This is a genomic window from Mesorhizobium sp. CAU 1741, assembly GCF_039839275.1.
Classification (GTDB): Bacteria; Pseudomonadota; Alphaproteobacteria; order Rhizobiales; family Rhizobiaceae; genus Aerobium.
This window is the reverse complement of sequence record NZ_JBDOQP010000006.1, coordinates 128,267-146,915: the sequence shown is the minus strand read 5'-3', so window position 1 is coordinate 146,915 and position 18,649 is coordinate 128,267. Positions and strand designations below refer to the sequence as shown.

The following is an 18,649-nucleotide window of genomic DNA, read 5'->3' as shown; positions in this document are numbered from 1 at the left end:
GAAAAGAGATGTGTGCCCGCTCACCAGCGTGGCTCCATCATCTGACCACCCGATATCGATGGGGCAGTTGAAGTGAAGAAGTCCTCGCGCCGCGTCTGGGCGAGATCCCTTGCCGCCTGCTCGGACTGGTACCATGTGGCCATCATGGTGGTCTGCTGGGAGACGAGACCCCGCAGCTTCTGCGTCTGGGCAACCTGCTGCTCCGCAATTTTGTGCCCGACCTGCAGGGCCTGCATTTGCCCGATCGATGATTCTGACATTGAGCGCAGTTGCACCAATGTCGATTCCTCGCTGCCGAACTGTTCGGCCGTCAGCCCCGCCGCGCGCAGTGTCGCCGCGATCGTCTCGCGGTTGGTGTCGGACCAGGTCCGGTAACTAGACGAAAAGCTTTCGCCATCGGGGAGCCCTGTCCGGAACTCGGAAAAGCTTTGAAAGCGCTGCTTGAGCACGTCATCAACATTGCCCATGGCGAAAGCGATGCCCTCGCCCTGGTTGACGAGGTCTTGAAGGCGAGACAGATCGGTCTCGACTTGGCTCCAGATGTGGGTCGGCAATTGCGCCGTATTCTGCAGCATGTTTTCGTAGATACGGATCTGGTTCTGAATCTGCTCGGCAAGCTGCGTGATCTGCGTGACCTGGTTTTGGATCTGCTCTGCCGATTGCCCAACCAGCCCGACGAGCTCTGAATTATTGAGAAGCTGCGTCCATTCTGTTGCCTGCCCCGTGACAGCGCCGGCCCTTGCTGCCTGGCCACTCGCGATGCTGATGGTCATGAGCGAGGCAATCAGAACCCTATGCGTGCGAGAGACGTGTTTCGGCATCGCCGATCCCCCTTTCGGTAAGCCAGGCCGAAGGCCAATTCGCGCCGTGATAGCGACAAAGCTTGTGGATGCGTTTGAGGTCGTCCTTTCCCGATGCACCGGCGAAGGCCAGAGCAACGGGACCAAGTGCCATATCGAACAGACGCCGGCCCTCCGGCGACGTGACGTAATATTCGCGCTTGGGAATTGCGGTGGCGATTATCTCGAGCTGACGCTCGTTGAAGCCAATGCGCTCGTAGAACTCCCGCGTCCCCGGCTCCCTGGCGGCACCGTTCGGCAGACAGATCTTCGTGGGGCAGCTTTCCTTGAGCACGTCGATAATTCCGGAGCGTTCTGCGTCCGAAATCGACTGCGTCGCAAGCACGACCGCGCAATTGGCTTTGCGCAGAACCTTGAGCCATTCGCGGATCTTGTCACGGAAGGTGGGATGGCCGAGCATCAGCCAGGCTTCATCGAGAACGATCAGGCTGGGAGCGCCGGTGAGGCGCTTCTCGATCCGTCGGAACAGATAGAGCAAGACGGGGACGAGATTGCGTTCCCCCATATTCATGAGCTGCTCGATCTCGAAAGTCTGAAAGGCGCCAAGCGCAAGCCCGTCTTCCTCGGCATCGAGCAGCTGCCCCATCGGCCCGTCGACGGTGTAGTGGTGCAGTGCCTCCTTGATCGCGCGCATCTGCACGCCGCTGACAAAGTCCGAGAGGGATCGTCCGCGGGCACCCACCATCAGGGCCACCTGGCGTGCTATCGCATTTCGATGATCAGGTGTGACGGTGATCCCTTGCATCGCCACCAGGGTCTCGATCCATTCGCAAGCCCAAGCCTGGTCACCTTCGCCGGTAAGATCGGACAACGGACAGAAAGCCAAGGCTGCTCCCCCCTCCCCTTCCCCGACCTCATAGTGATCACCGCCGGCCGCAAGCGTCAGCGGCCACATTGATTTGCCCTTGTCGAAAGCAAAGATCTGAGCGCCGGCATACCGTCGGAACTGTGCCGCCAGCAACGCCAGGAGTGTGGACTTTCCGGAGCCGGTTGGCCCGAAGACCAGCGTATGGCCGACATCGTCGACATGAATGTTCAACCGGAATGGGGACGAGCCGGCGGCAACCTGCATCAAAGGCGGCGCATTGTCCGGATAGAAGGGGCATGGTGCTGTCGCGCTGCCCGACCAGACCGAATTGAGCGGGATCAGATCGGCAAGATTGCGCGTATTGACCAACGGCTCACGAACATTGGCGTACCAGTTGCCCGGCAATGACCCAAGATACGCTTCCGTCGCGTTGAGCGTCTCGATGCGGGCGCCAAAGCCCTCGGCCTGGATCATCCGCCTCACGGTTTCAGCAAGGTTGCGCAACCTTGCTGCGTCCGTATCAAAAATCACGATGACAGGCGTGTAGTACCCGTAGGCGACGAGCTGGGAGGACGCTTCTGCGATTGCGTCCTCGGTTTCGGCCACCATCATCATGGCGTCCTGATCCATGGACCTGCTCTGCGTCTGAAACAATTGGTCGAAGAACGGCCTGACCTTCTGTTGCCACTTCTTGCGCGCGCGTTCGAGCTTTTGCCGTGCTTCCTGCTCGTCGAGAAAGATGAAGCGGGAAGACCACCTGTAGGCAAGCGGCATCAGGTCAAGGCTGTTGAGAATGCCGGGCCAGCTCTCGGCCGGGAACCCGTCGATGGCAACAACGGCGAGGTAGCGGTCGTCTACCACGGGCGATAATCCATGCTGGAATTCCGCCGTGGCCAGCCAGTCCAGGTACATCGGGATTTCCGGCAACCTGACAGGATGGGTCTGACCGGTGATGCAGAACCGAATGAACTGGAAGAATTCGTCATAGACCGCCACACGGCCCGTCGCCGGATCAGGAACGGAGCGCGTGGCCATGCGTCGGATCGACAGCACATTGGCGAGATATTGCTCCACCTCCCGTATCGAGGTCTGGAAGGCATCAAGCACAATATCGCCGTAAGCGGCCGATCGGCTTTCGACGTCGGAATAGATATAGCGCGCCATTCCCGAGCGCCGGCGCTCGGGTGGGCGGAACGTCAGGATCAATGCATGCTGGCTCTCGAAATGGCTGCGGCTTTCCAGGAAACGGGCGCGTCTCTCCTCATCGATCGCCTGTGTTACGGTGTCGGGAAAGTGGCAGTTTTCACGTGCAGGATAGCCAACAGCTGGAACACGCAGCGCCTCCACTTGTATCATCCATCCTGATCCGAGCCGGTTCAGGATGGCGTTGATCTGCCGGGAGACCTCATTGCGCTCCGGATTGGTCGAGCTCTCTGAATCCGGCCCGGCAAAGTACCAGCCAGCGGCGAGCGATCCATCCTTGAGCAGGATGACACCGTCGGCGACAAGCCCGGCATAGGGCACCAGGTCTGAGAAAGAGGGACGCAAATTGCGGAACTGCTGAAGCGCGACCATGGCTCGTCAAGACCTCCGCCAAGGAGAAGAGGTCGGGCGATAGCTGGGCTGGTAACCAATGTGACGCAAATAGACCTGTCGCATCATCGGGTCCGCCTTGGCCATCATCCTCAGCGCAGCGAGCACGGAAATCCATATCGTGAGGCCAAACAGTGCAGAGAACCAGGTAAGCACCACAAAGATCAAGATGATGGTGGCAAGCCCTGTTAGCAGGACAAGTTCGCGATCCGCACCCAGGATATGGTTTGGCCGTGAAAGCGCGCGATGTATGCGCGAGCGTGCAAGGGGTGGCGCAGCGTCAGCCATCGGCCATCTCCGCTACCCTGCTCAGGCCGGCGTGTTCGGCAACGCCGACTGAAGCGCCAGATGCGCCGAACAGGCCGACGATCTGCGTCGCGCCGAGCAGGATGCCTGCCACGAGTACGACATACATCAGCCGCCGGGCAAAATCGTTGAGCTCGCCGCCGAAAATCAGCATGCCGCCGGCCACGGCAACGGCGGCGAGCGCAATGAACCCTGCCACCGGTCCGGTGATCGATTGCTGAATCTGCTGCAATGGCCCTTCCCATGGGAGTCCGCCGCCGCCCGAGGCCACGGCAGGCCGAATTCCTGCCAGGGAGACGGATATGAGGGCCATCACGCGCATTCTCGTTCTATCGCTCGTCATCGACTGATCTTTCCTCCAAAGGGGTCCCGATCTGATACTGTCCGCCGGCAAAGCTCTCGACATGGACGACCTCACGAACCCGCCTGCCCTTTGGGGAGCGTTCGATGGAGATCACCAGATCGACAGCCTCGCCGATCACGTGGTGCATGGGCTGCTGGCTTATCTCGGCCGTCAGTTGCTCGAGGCGACGCAGCGCGGAGGTGGCGCTGTTGGCGTGGATCGTGGTGACGCCGCCTGGGTGACCGGTGTTCCATGCCTTGAGGAGCGTCAACGCTGCACCGTCACGCACTTCGCCGACGATGATGCGGTCGGGGCGCAGACGCATGGTCGATTTGAGCAACCGCGCCATGTCGACGGTATCCGAGGTATGCAGGCAGACGACGTTTTCCGCTGCGCACTGAATTTCGACCGTGTCCTCCAGGATCACGAGCCGATGCTCTGGTGCGCTCCGGACCATCTCGGCGATCACCGCATTGGCGAGTGTCGTTTTGCCCGACCCCGTCCCGCCCGACACGACAATGTTGAGCCGAGCTTCGATGGCACGGCACACAAGGGCGTGCTGATCGGCGCCCATGATCGTGCTGGTGACATAATCGGCAAGTGGTATCAGTCGTGACGCCCGCTTGCGGATTGTGAAACTGGGCGCGCTCACGACGGGGGGTAGCACGCCTTCAAAGCGGTGGCCGCCGATTGGCAGTTCGCCCGAAATGATCGGTCGGGCCTCATCAGCTTCCGTCTGAAGCGCATGTGCGACGACCCCTATGATGATCTCGGCAGCACCAGGTGGAAGACCCCCCATGCTGGTGATCCCCTGTCCCAGCCGTTCGACGAAGAGTTTGCCGTCCGGGTTCAGCATGATCTCGACAACTGAGTTGTCCGCCAGTGCACAGCAGATCGCGTCGCCCAGAGCCTCTTCGAGTTTACGGACAAGTCGCGGATGGGAGCGGGATACGGTCATTGGCAATTCACAGTCGCGGTTTCGACCATCGGTCCGGAATTGCTCAGGACAATCGTGTTTGCTGTCGTAGATACCGGCGGCATGCGTGGTTTCGCTCGTTTCGTGACCGTGCAGAGAGCATCATGACGCGATGTGGAAGGTCACCCCGTGAGAAATGCCGGGGCTGAGCGGATTGCTGAGTCGCGCAGAATCGAGTTCGCGAAAAGGCTGCCGGCATTGCGCAAGAGGTACAGGACAAGGGCTACCCCGGCGTTTGGACCGGGGCAATCAAGTCGTCGGGCGTGTACGGCGTGAGATGGTAACCCATTGATATGAAGCGCAGAATCACGGCTAGTGCGGCAAAGAGAGCTGGCGCGTTCCCGTGCCGCGTAAGAGTCTGTTAACCTTAAAAGGCTGGACGCGGCACGGAAACTATGTCCTAAACTTGGCGGGCGGAGGCCGCTAGAACGGCCATATACCGCCAAACAAGAATCGGGACGACAATGCCAGCGACAAAGGTCAGCACGCAAACTTTTGAGGACCCTGCCGACAAGATCGTTCGGCATGCAGCGCTGCTGTCCGATCATCTGCAAGCGCGGCGTGAGCAGATGTATCCGCCGAATGCCGAGAAGACACTCCGCTATTTTATGACCAACGAAGTCTCCAGGCTGACGTCGATACCCGAATCGACGCTCAAACTCATGTCGAATGAAGGCAAGGGTCCAGTTCCCGCCAGGCTCGAGAATAACCACCGCGCCTATACTCTTGCGCAGATAAACGAGCTGAGGCACCTGTTCGCGGAGCAACGGCCCACGGAGGCATTGCGCTTTCTGCCCCGTCGTCGCGACAATGAGCACCTGCAGATTCTGGCGGTTGCGAACTTCAAGGGCGGAAGCGCGAAGACGACAACAAGCGCGCATCTTGCCCACTATCTCGCACTGCACGGATATCGCGTGCTCGCGATTGATCTTGATCCCCAAGCATCGCTTTCAGCAATGTTTGGGTCCCAGCCCGAGATGGACGTCAAGCAGAACGAGACCATCTACGCGGCCCTTCGATACGATGAGGATCGAAGGCCTATCAAGGAGATCATTCGTCCCACCTACTTCACCGGTATCGACCTGATACCCGGCAATATCGAGGTGATGGAATACGAGCACGAAACCCCTCGCCTTCTGGCAGAACGAAAGGCTGGAACGCAGGACATCTTCTTTGAGCGGCTGCGACGCGTGATTGCGGAGGTGGAAGATGATTATGATGTGGTCATCCTCGACACCCCTCCATCACTGGGGTTCCTGACGCTCGGCGCCATCTATGCGGCAACAGGCCTGCTGGTGACCGTCCATCCAGCTATGCTCGACGTGATGTCGATGAACCAGTTCCTCTTGATGATGGGGGACCTGATTTCGGTGATCAGGGACGCGGGAGCCATCCTCCATCAGGATTTCTTGCAGTACGTCGTCACGCGGCATGATCCCAATGATCAATCGCAGGTGCATGTCGTTTCGATGCTGCGTCATCTTTTTGGGGAGGACGTTCTGGTCCCCACCGCGATAGAGAGTGCAGCGGTCGAGACTGCTGGTCTGGCAAAACGCACGCTGTACGAGCTCGAATCTGGAAACATCGCGGCGGCAACAGCCAAACGCGCGCGAGAATCCATCGATGCGGTCAATGAACGCATCCTGTCTCTTGTCACAGCCAGTTGGGGGCGCGCGTGAACAGGCGGTCCGGCAAATCCATCTTGGCAAATTTCGGCGCTTTCGCTGACGTGAAGGACGCCGCGGGTAGCAAAAGCTCTGAATCCGAAAAACGTGAATCTGCTTCTGCACTGAAACCATCGGGGCGCGTTGGCGCGGGGGTCATCGGTGCGACGCAGCGCTCCTTGAGCGAGCTCATCGAACAGCGCGACCGGTTGCAATCGATCGTCGAAGCCGGGGGCAGTATCGAGCTTTCGCCGGACGCAATTGAGCCGTCGCCGTTTCCTGATCGGCTTGCGGATGAATCAGAAGCAGAATTCGCGGAGTTTATGCGATCGTTCGAAGAGAATGGTCAGAAGGTTCCTATTCAGGTCAGACGTCATCCCCAACGCGACGGGCTCTATCAGGTCGTCTATGGGCACCGCCGCTGGCGCGCGGCAAAGCAGCTGGGGCGCGCAGTCAAGGCAGTGGTCGTTGATTTGGACGATTCTGAGCTTGTCGTTGCCCAGGGCATCGAAAATGGGCAAAGGCAGGATCTCAGCTGGATAGAGCGTGCCCTCTTTGTCGCAACCATGGACGGCGCCGGTATCAAGACGAAAGACATTCGAGCCGCTCTTTCCATTGACGATGCGGAACTGGCAAAGATGCGCAGCGTGTGTCGAGCAGTACCGCGTGACGTCATCGCGGTGATCGGACGTGCGCCCGCGATTGGTCGGCCGCGGTGGCTTGAGTTGGCCTCCATGCTTTCAGGGCGACCCGGTGCGGAGGCAGCGCTCCGTCAAACCTTGTCAGACGACAAGGTTTTGGCGCTCGCATCTGATGTCCGTTTCCGGAAAGTGTTGAGCTCGCTCAAGGATGAGACGGCGATCAAGCCCGTGCCGACCAAGCTCCTGACGCCAGGTGGTCGTGAGTTTGGCACCGTGGCCTATTCTAAAGGCGTCGTGAAAATTGCGCTACCGAGCGACAGCGGCCCACAGTTCGCTGATTTTCTGGAGCGCGAGTTGCCCTCGCTTGTTAGCCGTTTTTTCAAGGCGGAAGAGAGCGGCAGCTGAGCAAAAACCTTGTCAGCTGACAAGGTTTTTCGGTGAGGGCGGCATCGTCCGTTCGTTCTAACGTTTCAACTGAGAGAGGATCGCAAGACAAACAGCAAAAGAAAAAGGCCCCCGAAATGTCATCCGGAAGCCCTTCTCTGCGTGTGGTAACCAGAGAATCGCACTTCCGAGAATCACAGTCAAGACCAATCGACGACTGATGTCAGTTCGGCGGACGGATTTCTTTTGCCTAGCGATAGGTGAAGGACAATGCAGACGCACATCACGACCACGCCGTTTGGGAAGCGGGCGTTGACGCTCGCCCAAATTGCGAACCAAGTGACAGCCAAGGCCATTCCCGCAGGGGCAGCGGTCAACAAATGGGATGCTTTCAGGCATATTCGAGAAGCCAAGGACTTGCTGGGTGCGACCGATCGCTCCTTGGCGATCCTCAATGCCCTGCTCTCCTTTCACCGTGACACAGAACTGACTGCCAGCGGAACATTGGTCGTATGGCCATCCAACGAACAACTTTCGGCCCGTGCGAATGGCATGCCGGCATCAACGCTGCGTCGACATCTGGCGGTGCTGGTCGAGTGCGGTTTGGTCGTTCGTCGAGACAGCCCAAACGGAAAGCGCTTCGCTCGAAAAGGCACTGGAGGCGTCGTTGAACAGGCATATGGCTTTGACCTGGCTCCGATCGTTGCACGAGCCAAAGAATTCGAGGCGATGGCAGATGCCATTCGTGCTGAGAAAAAGGCATTTCGCGTTGCAAAAGAACGCCTGACGTTGTTGCGACGGGACATCGTCAAGATGATCGAGGCAGGTCTCGAGGAAGGGGTTCCAGCGAACTGGGCCAGGGTGCAGCAGACCTATCAATTGATAGTGTTGCGACTTCCGAGAACGGCACCCAGGCAAATCGTCGAGCGCGTCTGTGCAGACCTTCAGGACCTGAGTGACGAGATCCGCGAGGTATTGGAATCCTTTGTGAAATCTCAGAATCCTAGCGGCAATGAGTCCCATTCCGGGCGTCACATACAGAATTCAAAAACAGACTCCAATTATGAATCTAATCGCACCGAAAACAGAAAAGAAGCGAGTGGCAGCGCCCCGGACCCCGATAACGTACGGAGCTTGCCGCAGCGGGAGTTGCCTTTGGGAATTGTGCTAGACGCTTGCCCGAACCTGCGAGAAATGGCCCAAGGCGGCGAAATCCGCCACTGGCGTGACCTTCTGTCCGCCGCGGAACTGGCGCGACCGATGCTGTCGATCAGCCCCAGCGCCTGGGGAGACGCCTGCGAGGTCATGGGCGCGCGACATGCGGCGATTGCCCTCGGCGCGATCTATCAACGATCAGACCAGATCAACAACGCTGGTGGATACCTGCGCAGCCTGACCGAGAAGGCGAGAGCCGGCAAATTCTCGACCTGGCCAATGATCATGGCACTGCTGCGCGCCAAGCTGGACGCTGACAAATCGGTAGAGAAGGCCGACCACGAACCGTCAAGCGGCAGCGGGGAAGGGCGGCTTGAGGTCTCGGAAGCTCTTCTTCGATCCCTGAGCAAGCCGAGATCGTCATGAGTCAAGGAGTTTGGGAGTTGGGGAGCGGCAACTTGCTTTGCCTGAAGTGGCCGCCTCGGGAGGTCGGCCAAAGACTTAACCTACCAATGGCGCACTTTAACCCGTCGGTTACAGGAAGCACGATGCAGATCATCGCCGAGACACCATCGTTCATGAAGCAGGCGAGGACGCTGTTCAGCGACGAGGCGGCAAGCGAGAGCCGAAATTGATTGAGATGACCATATTTGGTGCTGATTTGCTCCCCATGGCAATCAACACTGGCGATCGGAAGGCCGCCTCATCTGTATCGTGACGAGCCGGCACGATACAGATCTGAGAGGGAAGATCTCAGCAAGCTTACGACCTGCTGGCAGGCCTGCCAAAGCCTTCCACGATTGGAAGCTGCGGTCTCCTTAAAAGACGGCAAGATAGCGCAGCAGCGAAATGATGCCGATGATGATCACGATCACCTGCGCGATCTGCTTTGCACGCCCATCAATTGGCAGCATCCGGATCAGATAGAGCACAAGAAAGAGTACGAGAACGGTGACGAGAAGACTGATCAGAATGCTCATTGGATATCGCCCTTATTGATACGAACCACCTCAATCGAGTGAGCGTGAAAAGGTTCCGGTGTTCACGAGGGCCCCGACGGGAGGCGTTGCGTTCGTCATTCCGGTGAGCAGGGGGTGGGGGCAGCATAAGCAGCGGCTGAAATTACCATCTACTACAGTGTCAAACGGCACGGTGGTTCAAATGCCTTACGGACGTCGTGAGGCAACAAAGAGACATCCCTCTGTTCTCACGGACGCGAGGCAATCGCTCGATGATATTGTGGACACTCTCATGGGGCCGGCGAAGCGAGGAAAGGTCTCCGATTATTGAAAATGCCGGCATAGCGTGCACGACCCGCCAGCGCATGCAGATGCGCCGACAGGCGGTCGCCATTTGTCGGAGTTTCGGCTCCCGGAGAGGGGAGGGGGCTTTTTTCAGCGTGACCGGTCTTCCACCCCATCTCCATCACAACGTCGATGACATCGCGAAGGTCTTCATCGGGATCCATCAACTCTCCGGCCCGATCTGTACGTATTGAATGCGCATGGTATTGAACCTGCCACCAAACCGGCGTATCTTTCCAGTGTGCAAGAGGTACGAGACTGAACATGGCCCGCGCAGCGCTTGATGATACCGACAGGATGAACATCCGGGTTAAGCCGGAGGTGAAAGCGCGCTTGATGCGCGCGGCGGCCCTGCGCCACACAGACCTGACCAGTTTTGTGACCCAGACTGCCTTACGCGAAGCCGAGGCGGTGATTGCCGAAGCCGACGTCGTGAACGCCTCCGAGCGCGACGTTGAACGCATTCTCCAGCTTCTTGACAATCCGCCCAAGCCCAATGCACGGCTGCGTGCCGCCGCCGCCGCGCTTCCAAAGAACCTGTGACGCTTCCGGCGTGGCACGAGGAGGCGATCGCCAAGGCTCACGACCGAAAGGCCTTCGACTGCGGTGCTGCTGAACTGAACATCTTCCTGCAGCGTTTCGCGCGTCAGGGGCACGAGCAGGGGGCGGTCAAGACCTTCTGCGCGGTTTCCGATGATGCCCCGAACAGGATCCTCGGGTACTACAGCATCGCGCCGGCATCGGTCGCGCATGATGCTGTCCCCCAGGCGATGGCAAAGGGCTCGGCGCGCCACAACGTGCCGGGCTTTCTGCTGGCGAGGCTCGCCGTCGATAGGACCGTAGCGGGCAGGGGGCTTGGCGGGCAGCTTCTGCTCGCCGCTGCGTTGCGCTGCATTCGTGTTTCGGAGGATGTTGGGGGCGTGCTGATAATCATCGATGCCAAAAGCGAGCGGGCGGCGACCTGGTATGCCGGCTTCGGCGCCGAACCGCTTGCCGATCCTCCGTTGACGCTGGTGGTGCCGTTGGCGACTTTCGCTGCGGTTCTGAGGGTCAATGGTTATCTCTGACGTGCGCCAGGGGTCGACCGAGCCCGCCTGCACGATCTGGTCGACACCTGACACTCGTTCCTGTGGTTGAGCGGAGCTCCTGTCAGCCTGGTTTTCCATCGTCTGCTCGGCCTGAGAGGCGGATTCGTGGGGCGCGTGAGTTAAGACCGATAATGCAACATTATCATTCGTGATAGCGGCGCGACGGGCGGTGCGGTTTAATGGCCCATACGATAGCATAAAGCGCCCCGAACTGTTAGCTTGCGATCATGAAATCCGCCGCTGATTTGCCCGAGATCGTTCCGTCGCCGGTGCCAAAGGTACCGGTCTGGGCGCGGCCGCGTGGCGACGTTCTGCGAGATGTCGACGCTGGCTATGTCGCCCGCGCAGCCTTGAATTCCTTGGACAATCTGGTACGCAGCGCACCGGCCTGGGGCGACGTCTGGCGGCAGCGGCTCGCGCTGAAATCAGCCGCCTCTGCGACACGCCTGTTAGGTCGAACGGAAGAAGAGTCTGCGCTGCGCGATGCGCATCTGTTTCGCGCTGCCGGCGATGATTCAGGTCCCGCAGGAAAGGTCCTGCTGGCCTGGCGTCGCCTCGCCAGCCGCTCGACCACGCTCGACGAAGAGCTCGTTCGACACATCGCTGAGTTGCTCGACGTGAAATGGGACGAGGCGCTCGCCGATGTCGTCCGCAACGCCGAGGATCTGGCGTCCTCGCCGCCGCCGCCGCCGAAGTCGCCGCCGAGCTTTACCGGGTGCGGCCGGATGCCGAACTCATGGCATTTTGGCTGGCTGATGCGGTGCTGGCGCAAAAACTTCGTTGGCCCATACCCGTACCCTTGCTGATGGGGCAGGTGAACGCCGCCTGCTTCAAAGTGGGTGAGCCGCGCCGACGCATTCGGCCGGGAGGTGAAGGTTGGGGCAGGGCGGTGCTGGTCGCCTATGCGCAAGCGGCCGCGGAGGCCTGTGATCTCGGCGCCGACCTCGGCCGGCGCGCCGATCAGCTTCGCGCGGTGGCGCCGAGGCTGCGCGCCAAGGGCTCGGCCGAGGTGGTGAAGCTGCTGCTCGACGACGACGCGCTCCCGGCGTCATGGTCAAGTGCCAAATTGTCGGCGCGCGGTGCACGGCGGCTGTTCGAGCGGCTGCAGGAACTGGGCGTGGTGCGCGAGCTCAGCGGGCGGCCCACCTTCCGGCTCTACGGGTTGTGACAATGGCCCGCCGCGCGAAACAATCTCAGAGCCTTGGCTTCGACCCTGAGCTCGCCGAGCTGCCGCCGGAAGCCCGCTGGCGCGAATGGATGAACCGCAGCGAGGCCGTGCTATTTGCCGCGCCGCAGCCAGTTGAGCGCCCGGCCCTTGCCCGCATCGTAGGGCGCGATGCCAGTATCGATCTCCTCATCGATGACATCCGCTCCGGTCACGAACCAGTCGATGAGACGGCGCGCGGTTTCCTGAGCAAAAAGTCCGCTGGTCGCGCCGCGCGTCGATCCATCGAGCACGATTGCCAGAAATGAATCGCCACGAATGCCAATGCCGGCATGGTCGCGGTTGTCAGCCGTTCTGGTGCCCTGCTGGCAGTCCCACCGGACGTCGAAGGGCATTCAGTCAGCGCCCGACCGGGTGAGCGCCAATAGTCGCTCGTAGACAATGTCGGCACGGCCCGCGGGTCCCCGGATGTTGCCCTCGAGGAAGTGATCGAAGCTCTGGTCCTCGAGCAGATCAGTTATCTGTTCGGCAATATAGGTTCGGATGTCGGTCTCAGCCTCGGCGACTTCCTGGACAAGCGCCTCTCTGCCGTCTCCCAGTAGGAGAATGTCTTCGGCGTCCCGGCTGCCGATCAGATCCCCACCACCCCGCCCACGACATGCCTCGAGCTTGGTGGCGACAAACAATGGTGGCGTGAGGTGGCGAATGGGGAGCGAATCTTCCAGTTCCGTCTGGACGGCGGTCTCTATACCCTTGCCATACCACCGGTTGCTGAAGCCGAGGATCTTTTCATCGTCCGGCATGAAGTCGACTTTGAGCTCGCCAAGCTTCATGCGGCAAATGACGTTGTCTTCGGCCGATTCAGTAAAGCCGCGCTTGCGCAACTGATCCAGCAGTTCTGCCCACTCGGCAAATCCCGCAAGATCGACGATCAGGTCGACGTCGTCCGTGGCCCTGACCCCTTCGAGCGTGACGGGATCGGTGATGTAGAGCGCTGTTGTACAACCGCCGACAAACACCAGGCGCGCGCGGAGGTCATCGCCGAGGGCCACCGCGACGGTCTTCAGCATATTCTTGAGTTGGCCCTGCACCGTCACCCCAACCTCTCCTTCAACATGTCCGAAGCCAAATTGGCTTCCCGTTGATTGCCCAGACGAATGGCATCGACGAGGGCGAGATATGCGTAAAGACGCTCGTCCCGTTCGGCCGCCTCTGGCACGGTCTTGAAGAGCGGTTCGACCGACTGCCCCATTTCCTCGCCGCGGGCGTAAGGCCATACGTTGATCAAACTGCCGGCGCTGTGGAGCGATCCACGAAGCACCTGCGCTGCGAAAGCGGTGGGCATGCCGCGCTGCATGGGTCCTGGTCGTGCGGGATAAACAAACTTCAGGCCGTGAGCGATGAATTCACGCAACTGGCGCCTATTCGGCTTGGGGCGTCCCGATTTTCGGTCCTTGATCGCGATACCCGAAGCGAGGCTGCGTTTGATCGATGCGCTGACTTCAGTCTTGCTGATGCCAAGCGCAGCCTCTAGACCACGAACGGAATAGGGATCTTCGCCGCTTTCGGGTTCGCGGGGTCGCAGGATGGACCCGGAATCCTGCTCGGCATCCTCCAAGGTAGCCAGCTTCAGCAGGATTACTACGTCCTGGCTTTTCATCATCATGTCGGTGTCCTTTGTCCTCGGACAGAGGACACCTTAAGACCGCAGCGCAAACTGAAAGTCAAGGCATGAGACAGAGGGATACGCTGTAGGCCATGCAGCGCCTCTCATGGACTCGCTGACGCCAACCTCCGCCCGCCATGCCCTTGCTGCGGCGGACGCATGATCGTCATTGAAGTGTTCGAACGCTGGGGGCAGCCGCGCGGACCGCCGCAGGCATCAGCGACGAACCGGGAGACTGACCCATGACCCGGCATGGCATGATCACACCCGCCACATGAGCACGAGGCAATACGCGCGTCTGGTCGACGAATGGGTGACCGCGATTGGACTGCGTCCGGAGGAGTATGGCACTCACTCGCTCCGACGCACGACGGCCTCGATGATTTACAGGGCGACTGGCAACATCCGCGCATCCAGATCTTGCTCGGTCACTCCAAGATCGAGAACACGGTGCGCTATCTTGGCGTCGACGTGGAGGACGCGCTCCTCTTGGCCGAGAGAACCGAGATCTGACGTGAAGGCCATCCAACGCAGCGTGGATGGCTGCTTTTGACTCGCGGCATACCGGGTTGCTCCGACCATCATGGGGTGGATTCCTGTCAGTCCGCTTTTAGGCGCTGACGTTGGGACCCCCAACGATGCCGGAGCGCCCAAATTTGATTGCAACGCATCCCATCAGGGCAATTTAGGCCGCCTCCCCAACATACTTGAACGATCGTTCCGTAATTGCTAAGTAGGCGGGTATGCCGAGACCAAAAACCTTCGATATCGATACGGCCATTGACGGCGCGATGGGCGTATTCCGTGAGCATGGCTATGAAGGCACGTCGGCACAAATGCTCGTCGATGCGATGGGGATCGGGCGACAGAGCCTTTACGATACGTTCGGCGACAAGTGGGAACTCTACAAGGGGGCGCTGCGGCGATACGCGACAGCCGAGAAGCAGGCACATCGAACAGCGCTGAAGTCCGGCCGACGGCCCATCGACGGCATCAGAGCCATGATCGAGCGCGTCGTCAGCGATGCGGCGACACCTTGTCTGGGCGTCGGCTCGATCGCCGAGTTTGGTTGCTCGCAGTCGGAGCTGACGGAGATCAATTTGGCGGCCGACCGGGATCTGCGCGGAGCAATGATTGAGCAAGTGCGGGCTGCGCAGGCGCAGGGCGACATCGCCGATGCACTCGACCCGGATGCGATAGCGACCTTCTTCATTGCAAGCTTCGCCGGCATCCGCATCGCCGCTCGTGGCGGCGCCCGGCCCCAGCAACTGCGCGACCTTGGCGAGATGGCCATGCGGGCGCTGCGCTGAGCCCATTTTTTTTGCGTTATAATGGAATGATCGTTCAAGAAAGGATTGAACATGCGAGCCGTGGTAATGAATGGAACTGGGGGACCGGAGATGATGGAGGTCGTGAAACTGCTCGACCCGGTCCCAGGACCGGGCGAGGTGCTGATCGACGTGTCCGTAGCAGGCGTCAACTTCATGGATATCGGTGTACGGCGAGGCGGCGCCTGGACCGAAGTGCCCAACCCCAAGATACTTGGCGTCGAGGGTGCCGGCCGCGTGGTTTCAGTTGCAGTCGGGATCGAAGATTTTGTGCCGGGGCAGCGCGTTGCCTGGGCATACGCACCGGGCAGCTATGCCGAGCGGATCGCGATCCCCGCGACATCGCTCGTGCCAATACCTGACGGAATTGATGACCGCACCGCTGCGTCGGTGATGATGCAGGGCCTGACCGCCAGCCATTTCGCAACCGACTTCTATCCCTTGCAGACGGGCGAAATTGCCTTCGTTCATGCCGCCGCGGGCGGCCTCGGCCTCTTGCTGACGCAGATCATCAAGCTGCGTGGCGGTCATGTCATCGGACGCGTATCGTCGCGAGAGAAGGCACTCATCGCGACGAAGGCCGGTGCCGATCATGTGATCGTCGATACCGATGGCCGTTTCGCGGAGGAAGCGCTGCGCCTCACTGATGGAAGGGGCGTGGACGTGGTCTATGACGGTTCGGGGCCGGCGACCTTCCAAGGCTCCCTTGATGTGCTGCGGCGATCTGGCACCTTCTGCTGGTATGGCCCCGTCCTGGGTGGCCCCGGGCCGCTCGATATCATGAGCCTGCCCCGAAGCATCAGGATTGGCTACGCGGTTTTCTTCGATCATATCCACACACCGGAACTCCTCCGCAAACATTCGAAGCAGTTGTTCGACTGGATCTTGGAAGGCCGCCTCAGGATTGAAGCCGGCGGTGAGTATCCGTTACCAGAGGCGGCGCAAGCGCACATCGATATGGAAGGCCGCAAGACATCGGGCAAGCTACTGCTCATCCCATGAGCAAGGTCACAACCATCTTCAGCGGCATGCGATGGATCGGTTCGCCGATCCATCGCGAGATACCCTGCCTATCGGTAGCATGGGGCGGCAGGAGGAGATCGCGGTTGTCTTAGCGAGTCCAGAACCGGGGCTTGCGACAGGATTACCATCGATGGCGGCCATGTCCTGTAGCGGACGCCCTTGGCAAGGCCGTCCAGGCCGACGGTACGCGGAGGCTTGGTCGCGCCGTTGGTGAAACGAAGCTAAGCCCTGGTCGCTGTCGCTCGAATGCGAAGGGGAAGCTGTCAAACAACTGCCGACTCCGACTCTACCGTTTTGCGGAAGGCAACGAATGGCAAGTTTCGGGCGTCGAAGGCAGCACTCCCTACGGCGACAATGGCGTCGCAGGCTGACTGGGCAAACTCTGGCTGAGGGGGCAGCCGCAGAACGGCAGCTTGCCGCCGAGCGTTTCCCAAAACCGGACAGGCAGCAGACGGCCCCATTTCTGTCGAGGAAGATCACTACCGGCCAGCACGACACCGGGTCGCCGCGAAAGACGAAATTGTGGTGGTAGGCAGTCAGTCGTTTCAAGTAGCCCCTGCTGAAGCTACCATGGCGACCTTCTCGGAGCGGGTTTGAAGGGAACCTCGAAACGGTCTGCCTCATTTAGCTGGGCGGGCAGCATTCTCACCGTCGGTCAAAGCTACGAGATCAGGGAGCCAAGTTATGATTGTAGAGCTCAGGCCAGCAGCCGAACTCGCCTCGCTGGAGCCGGCGCACTGGCCGAACGAGAGCCCGGAGTACCGCGCGGCGCGCACGGCCCTCCTCGCTGAGGAGATCGAACTACGTCGTCATCTTGGGCGTGTTGCAGAGCAGCGCCGCGCGCTGCCTCCGGGCGGGGAGGTTCCGCAGGATTATTGCTTCAACGGCGCGGAGGGCTCGGTTCAACTCTCCGAACTCTTCGGAATCCACGACACGCTGATCGTCTACTGCATGATGTACGGCCCGCAACGGACCAACGGCTGTCCGATGTGCTCTGCGCAGCTCGACGCCTGGGACGGGGAGGCTCGCCACATCGAAAAGCGCACCGCGCTGGCGGTCATCGCCCGTTCGCCGATCAGTCGCATCCTCGACTACGCCAAGACGCGGAACTGGACGGGCTTGAAGTTCTACTCCGATCCTACCGGCGACTTCTGGGCCGACTACAACGGCGAGCGCGACGCCGACAAGCCCGGTTACCTCGTGTTTAGGCGTGAGGGCGACGGCACAATCCGCCTATTCTACGCGGCCGAAGGCGGAGGCCAGATCGCCGATCCCGGCCAAGATCCCCACAACGCGCCCGACATGAACCCGCTCTGGGTGCTCCTCGACACCACGCCCGAGGGGCGCGGCACCGACTGGTATCCACGGCTCGACGACTAAAGACCAGACGCGCCATCCCGCCCAGCGAAGAATTCAGTTCGCATTTATCGATCGCTCCGGCGGGCTCTAGGTGGCGAGAAAGGTTCGACCAGGACTGAACCGCAATCGGTTCGAGGAGGTTCCGCATGCATCCTGTGATCACGGTGTTCGCTGCCTCTCCGGACGAGGGCCGGGGCCTCGCGCGGGATATGCCCGTGCGCTGGGCGATGGAGGAGGTCGGTCAACGTTACGAGGTCATGCCCGTCACCTTTGTCGAGATGAAAGCGGAAGCTCACCTCGCTCGCCAGCCGTTCGGGCAGATTCCCGTCTTCGAGGAGGGCGAACTGGTGCTGTTTGAGTCAGGCGCCATTGTCCTGCACATCGCTGAGGCCGGCAGCGGCCTTCTACCTGACGACGCGAGCGGCCGAGCACGGGTGGTGGCTTGGATGTTCGCGGCCGTCGGTTCGATCGAGCCGGTCGTCGTGCAGCGCGAGAGCGCGATTTACCTCGAAGGTGACGAGCCGTGGCACGAGGAGCGTCTTGCGATCGTCGAGGATCGCATCGCTGACCGCCTCGGCGAGCTCGCACGCGCCCTTGGCGAGGCCGATTGGCTTGTTGGCGACTTCTCGGCTGCTGACATCCTAATGGTCCAGATCTTGCGCCGGTTGGAAGATTCGAGCCTGATTGAGCTTCATGCAAACCTTTCCGCCTATGTCGAGCGGGGAAAGGCGAGACCGGCCTTCCAACGCGCCTTCGCAGCGCAGAAGGCCTTTTTCGAGCGACGCTACGACTAATCGAGAGGGTCGGTCGTCGTGCGAACCGCTCCAAGCGGCACAGCCACTTTCGAACCTTCCGTCCTGCGCGCCCAATGTCGTAAAAGGGGCCGTTGAACGAACCCTCCCGCGCGAGCGGGTTCGTTCTTCGGCCCCGATCGCGTCGTAGGCAATGCACCGATCCCAAGCAATCCGCCCTGACATTGCATCAAA

21 protein-coding genes and 3 pseudogenes are annotated in these 18,649 nt (G+C 60.4%); 14 read left to right on the top strand and 10 right to left on the bottom strand.

Going from position 1 to position 18,649, the window contains the following annotated elements:
- Positions 1–20: 20 nt before the first annotated feature.
- The 5 genes from trbJ to trbB are packed head-to-tail and all read right to left on the bottom strand — an operon-like array spanning position 21 to position 4,868.
- A complete protein-coding gene (trbJ, locus tag AAFN84_RS21610) occupies positions 21–773 on the bottom strand; it encodes a P-type conjugative transfer protein TrbJ (protein ID WP_347516775.1) in 753 nt (250 codons plus the stop codon).
- A 19-nt stretch (positions 774–792) separates the two neighbouring features.
- On the bottom strand, positions 793–3,243 hold the full coding sequence (locus AAFN84_RS21605; RefSeq protein WP_347516774.1) for a conjugal transfer protein TrbE: 2,451 nt from the start codon (positions 3,241–3,243) through the stop codon (positions 793–795).
- Between the two features lie 6 nt (positions 3,244–3,249).
- Positions 3,250–3,549 carry a conjugal transfer protein TrbD gene (locus tag AAFN84_RS21600; protein ID WP_347516773.1) on the bottom strand — a complete coding sequence of 100 codons (300 nt, stop codon included), beginning with the start codon at positions 3,547–3,549 and terminating at the stop codon, positions 3,250–3,252.
- The gene (locus AAFN84_RS21595) at positions 3,542–3,910 is read right to left on the bottom strand and encodes a TrbC/VirB2 family protein (protein ID WP_347516772.1); all 369 of its coding nucleotides are present in this window, start codon (positions 3,908–3,910) and stop codon (positions 3,542–3,544) included. The genes AAFN84_RS21600 and AAFN84_RS21595 overlap by 8 nt, the downstream gene beginning before the upstream one ends.
- Positions 3,897–4,868, bottom strand: coding sequence for a P-type conjugative transfer ATPase TrbB (gene trbB / locus AAFN84_RS21590; RefSeq protein ID WP_347516771.1), 972 nt, complete (start codon positions 4,866–4,868; stop codon positions 3,897–3,899). The genes AAFN84_RS21595 and trbB overlap by 14 nt, the downstream gene beginning before the upstream one ends.
- Positions 4,869–5,350: 482 nt before the next feature.
- Between trbB and repA the strand changes: the two genes are divergently transcribed.
- The 3 genes from repA (at position 5,351) to repC (ending at position 9,156) form a co-directional block, all read left to right on the top strand.
- On the top strand, positions 5,351–6,565 hold the full coding sequence (gene repA, locus AAFN84_RS21585; protein WP_347516770.1) for a plasmid partitioning protein RepA: 1,215 nt from the start codon (positions 5,351–5,353) through the stop codon (positions 6,563–6,565).
- Complete coding sequence (gene repB / locus AAFN84_RS21580) at positions 6,562–7,596, top strand: plasmid partitioning protein RepB (RefSeq protein ID WP_347516769.1); 1,035 nt, start codon at positions 6,562–6,564, stop codon at positions 7,594–7,596. The genes repA and repB overlap by 4 nt, the downstream gene beginning before the upstream one ends.
- Before the next feature lie 249 nt (positions 7,597–7,845).
- Positions 7,846–9,156: a plasmid replication protein RepC gene (gene repC / locus AAFN84_RS21575; protein ID WP_347516768.1), complete on the top strand. Its 1,311-nt coding sequence runs from the start codon at positions 7,846–7,848 to the stop codon at positions 9,154–9,156.
- A 392-nt stretch (positions 9,157–9,548) separates the two neighbouring features.
- Here the strand turns inward: repC and AAFN84_RS21570 are convergent, their stop codons facing one another.
- Complete coding sequence (locus AAFN84_RS21570; protein WP_347516767.1) at positions 9,549–9,710, bottom strand: Thivi_2564 family membrane protein; 162 nt, start codon at positions 9,708–9,710, stop codon at positions 9,549–9,551.
- A gap of 269 nt (positions 9,711–9,979) precedes the next feature.
- Positions 9,980–10,198, bottom strand: a complete 219-nt coding sequence (locus AAFN84_RS21565) for a hypothetical protein (protein ID WP_347516765.1) — start codon at positions 10,196–10,198, stop codon at positions 9,980–9,982.
- Between the two features lie 100 nt (positions 10,199–10,298).
- Between AAFN84_RS21565 and AAFN84_RS21560 the strand changes: the two genes are divergently transcribed.
- The 5 genes and pseudogenes from AAFN84_RS21560 to AAFN84_RS21540 all read left to right on the top strand — a co-directional run.
- Positions 10,299–10,577 (top strand): DUF1778 domain-containing protein, encoded by a 279-nt coding sequence (locus tag AAFN84_RS21560; RefSeq protein WP_347516764.1) that lies wholly within the window; start codon positions 10,299–10,301, stop codon positions 10,575–10,577.
- Positions 10,574–11,101, top strand: coding sequence for a GNAT family N-acetyltransferase (locus tag AAFN84_RS21555; RefSeq protein WP_347516762.1), 528 nt, complete (start codon positions 10,574–10,576; stop codon positions 11,099–11,101). Before AAFN84_RS21560 ends, AAFN84_RS21555 begins: the two co-directional genes overlap by 4 nt.
- Positions 11,102–11,367: 266 nt before the next feature.
- Positions 11,368–11,928, top strand: coding sequence for a DUF1403 family protein (locus tag AAFN84_RS21550; RefSeq protein WP_347516760.1), 561 nt, complete (start codon positions 11,368–11,370; stop codon positions 11,926–11,928).
- Positions 11,838–12,290: a DUF1403 family protein gene (locus tag AAFN84_RS21545; protein ID WP_347516759.1), complete on the top strand. Its 453-nt coding sequence runs from the start codon at positions 11,838–11,840 to the stop codon at positions 12,288–12,290. The genes AAFN84_RS21550 and AAFN84_RS21545 overlap by 91 nt, the downstream gene beginning before the upstream one ends.
- 2 nt (positions 12,291–12,292) lie before the next feature.
- A pseudogene (locus AAFN84_RS21540) lies at positions 12,293–12,493 on the top strand (segregation and condensation protein B); the annotation flags it as partial.
- Here the strand turns inward: AAFN84_RS21540 and AAFN84_RS21535 are convergent.
- The 3 genes from AAFN84_RS21535 to AAFN84_RS21525 are packed head-to-tail and all read right to left on the bottom strand — an operon-like array spanning position 12,401 to position 13,947.
- Positions 12,401–12,682: a hypothetical protein gene (locus tag AAFN84_RS21535; protein WP_347516947.1), complete on the bottom strand. Its 282-nt coding sequence runs from the start codon at positions 12,680–12,682 to the stop codon at positions 12,401–12,403. The pseudogene AAFN84_RS21540 and the gene AAFN84_RS21535 sit on opposite strands and share 93 nt — an antisense overlap.
- Positions 12,683–13,384 (bottom strand): hypothetical protein, encoded by a 702-nt coding sequence (locus AAFN84_RS21530; RefSeq protein WP_347516758.1) that lies wholly within the window; start codon positions 13,382–13,384, stop codon positions 12,683–12,685.
- Positions 13,381–13,947, bottom strand: coding sequence for a hypothetical protein (locus tag AAFN84_RS21525; protein WP_347516935.1), 567 nt, complete (start codon positions 13,945–13,947; stop codon positions 13,381–13,383). The genes AAFN84_RS21530 and AAFN84_RS21525 overlap by 4 nt, the downstream gene beginning before the upstream one ends.
- Positions 13,948–14,076: 129 nt before the next feature.
- Between AAFN84_RS21525 and AAFN84_RS21520 the strand changes: the two are divergent.
- The 6 genes and pseudogenes from AAFN84_RS21520 to AAFN84_RS21495 form a co-directional block, all read left to right on the top strand.
- Positions 14,077–14,199, top strand: a pseudogene (locus tag AAFN84_RS21520) (IS91 family transposase); the annotation flags it as partial.
- 25 nt (positions 14,200–14,224) lie between these two features.
- A pseudogene (locus AAFN84_RS21515) lies at positions 14,225–14,466 on the top strand (tyrosine-type recombinase/integrase); the annotation flags it as partial.
- A gap of 230 nt (positions 14,467–14,696) precedes the next feature.
- The gene (locus AAFN84_RS21510) at positions 14,697–15,263 is read left to right on the top strand and encodes a TetR/AcrR family transcriptional regulator (RefSeq protein WP_347516757.1); all 567 of its coding nucleotides are present in this window, start codon (positions 14,697–14,699) and stop codon (positions 15,261–15,263) included.
- Between the two features lie 51 nt (positions 15,264–15,314).
- Complete coding sequence (locus AAFN84_RS21505; protein ID WP_347516756.1) at positions 15,315–16,283, top strand: quinone oxidoreductase; 969 nt, start codon at positions 15,315–15,317, stop codon at positions 16,281–16,283.
- Positions 16,284–16,988: 705 nt separating this feature from the next.
- On the top strand, positions 16,989–17,684 hold the full coding sequence (locus AAFN84_RS21500; RefSeq protein ID WP_347516755.1) for a DUF899 family protein: 696 nt from the start codon (positions 16,989–16,991) through the stop codon (positions 17,682–17,684).
- A 125-nt stretch (positions 17,685–17,809) separates the two neighbouring features.
- A complete protein-coding gene (locus tag AAFN84_RS21495) occupies positions 17,810–18,457 on the top strand; it encodes a glutathione S-transferase family protein (RefSeq protein ID WP_347516754.1) in 648 nt (215 codons plus the stop codon).
- The last annotated feature ends 192 nt before the right edge of the window (positions 18,458–18,649 follow it).

What these genes read in the sequence shown, in the direction of transcription:
- AAFN84_RS21505 (WP_347516756.1), top strand. Translation starts at nt 15,315, where the DNA reads ATGCGAGCCGTGGTAATGAATGGAACTGGGGGACCGGAGATGATGGAG.
- AAFN84_RS21565 (WP_347516765.1), bottom strand. Translation starts at nt 10,198, where the DNA reads ATGGATCCCGATGAAGACCTTCGCGATGTCATCGACGTTGTGATGGAG.
- AAFN84_RS21495 (WP_347516754.1), top strand. Translation starts at nt 17,810, where the DNA reads ATGCATCCTGTGATCACGGTGTTCGCTGCCTCTCCGGACGAGGGCCGG.
- AAFN84_RS21560 (WP_347516764.1), top strand. Translation starts at nt 10,299, where the DNA reads ATGGCCCGCGCAGCGCTTGATGATACCGACAGGATGAACATCCGGGTT.
- AAFN84_RS21535 (WP_347516947.1), bottom strand. Translation starts at nt 12,682, where the DNA reads ATGCCCTTCGACGTCCGGTGGGACTGCCAGCAGGGCACCAGAACGGCT.
- AAFN84_RS21570 (WP_347516767.1), bottom strand. Translation starts at nt 9,710, where the DNA reads ATGAGCATTCTGATCAGTCTTCTCGTCACCGTTCTCGTACTCTTTCTT.
- AAFN84_RS21510 (WP_347516757.1), top strand. Translation starts at nt 14,697, where the DNA reads ATGCCGAGACCAAAAACCTTCGATATCGATACGGCCATTGACGGCGCG.
- AAFN84_RS21500 (WP_347516755.1), top strand. Translation starts at nt 16,989, where the DNA reads ATGATTGTAGAGCTCAGGCCAGCAGCCGAACTCGCCTCGCTGGAGCCG.
- AAFN84_RS21605 (WP_347516774.1), bottom strand. Translation starts at nt 3,243, where the DNA reads ATGGTCGCGCTTCAGCAGTTCCGCAATTTGCGTCCCTCTTTCTCAGAC.
- AAFN84_RS21595 (WP_347516772.1), bottom strand. Translation starts at nt 3,910, where the DNA reads ATGACGAGCGATAGAACGAGAATGCGCGTGATGGCCCTCATATCCGTC.
- AAFN84_RS21600 (WP_347516773.1), bottom strand. Translation starts at nt 3,549, where the DNA reads ATGGCTGACGCTGCGCCACCCCTTGCACGCTCGCGCATACATCGCGCG.
- AAFN84_RS21525 (WP_347516935.1), bottom strand. Translation starts at nt 13,947, where the DNA reads ATGAAAAGCCAGGACGTAGTAATCCTGCTGAAGCTGGCTACCTTGGAG.
- repC (WP_347516768.1), top strand. Translation starts at nt 7,846, where the DNA reads ATGCAGACGCACATCACGACCACGCCGTTTGGGAAGCGGGCGTTGACG.
- trbB (WP_347516771.1), bottom strand. Translation starts at nt 4,868, where the DNA reads ATGACCGTATCCCGCTCCCATCCGCGACTTGTCCGTAAACTCGAAGAG.
- repA (WP_347516770.1), top strand. Translation starts at nt 5,351, where the DNA reads ATGCCAGCGACAAAGGTCAGCACGCAAACTTTTGAGGACCCTGCCGAC.
- trbJ (WP_347516775.1), bottom strand. Translation starts at nt 773, where the DNA reads ATGACCATCAGCATCGCGAGTGGCCAGGCAGCAAGGGCCGGCGCTGTC.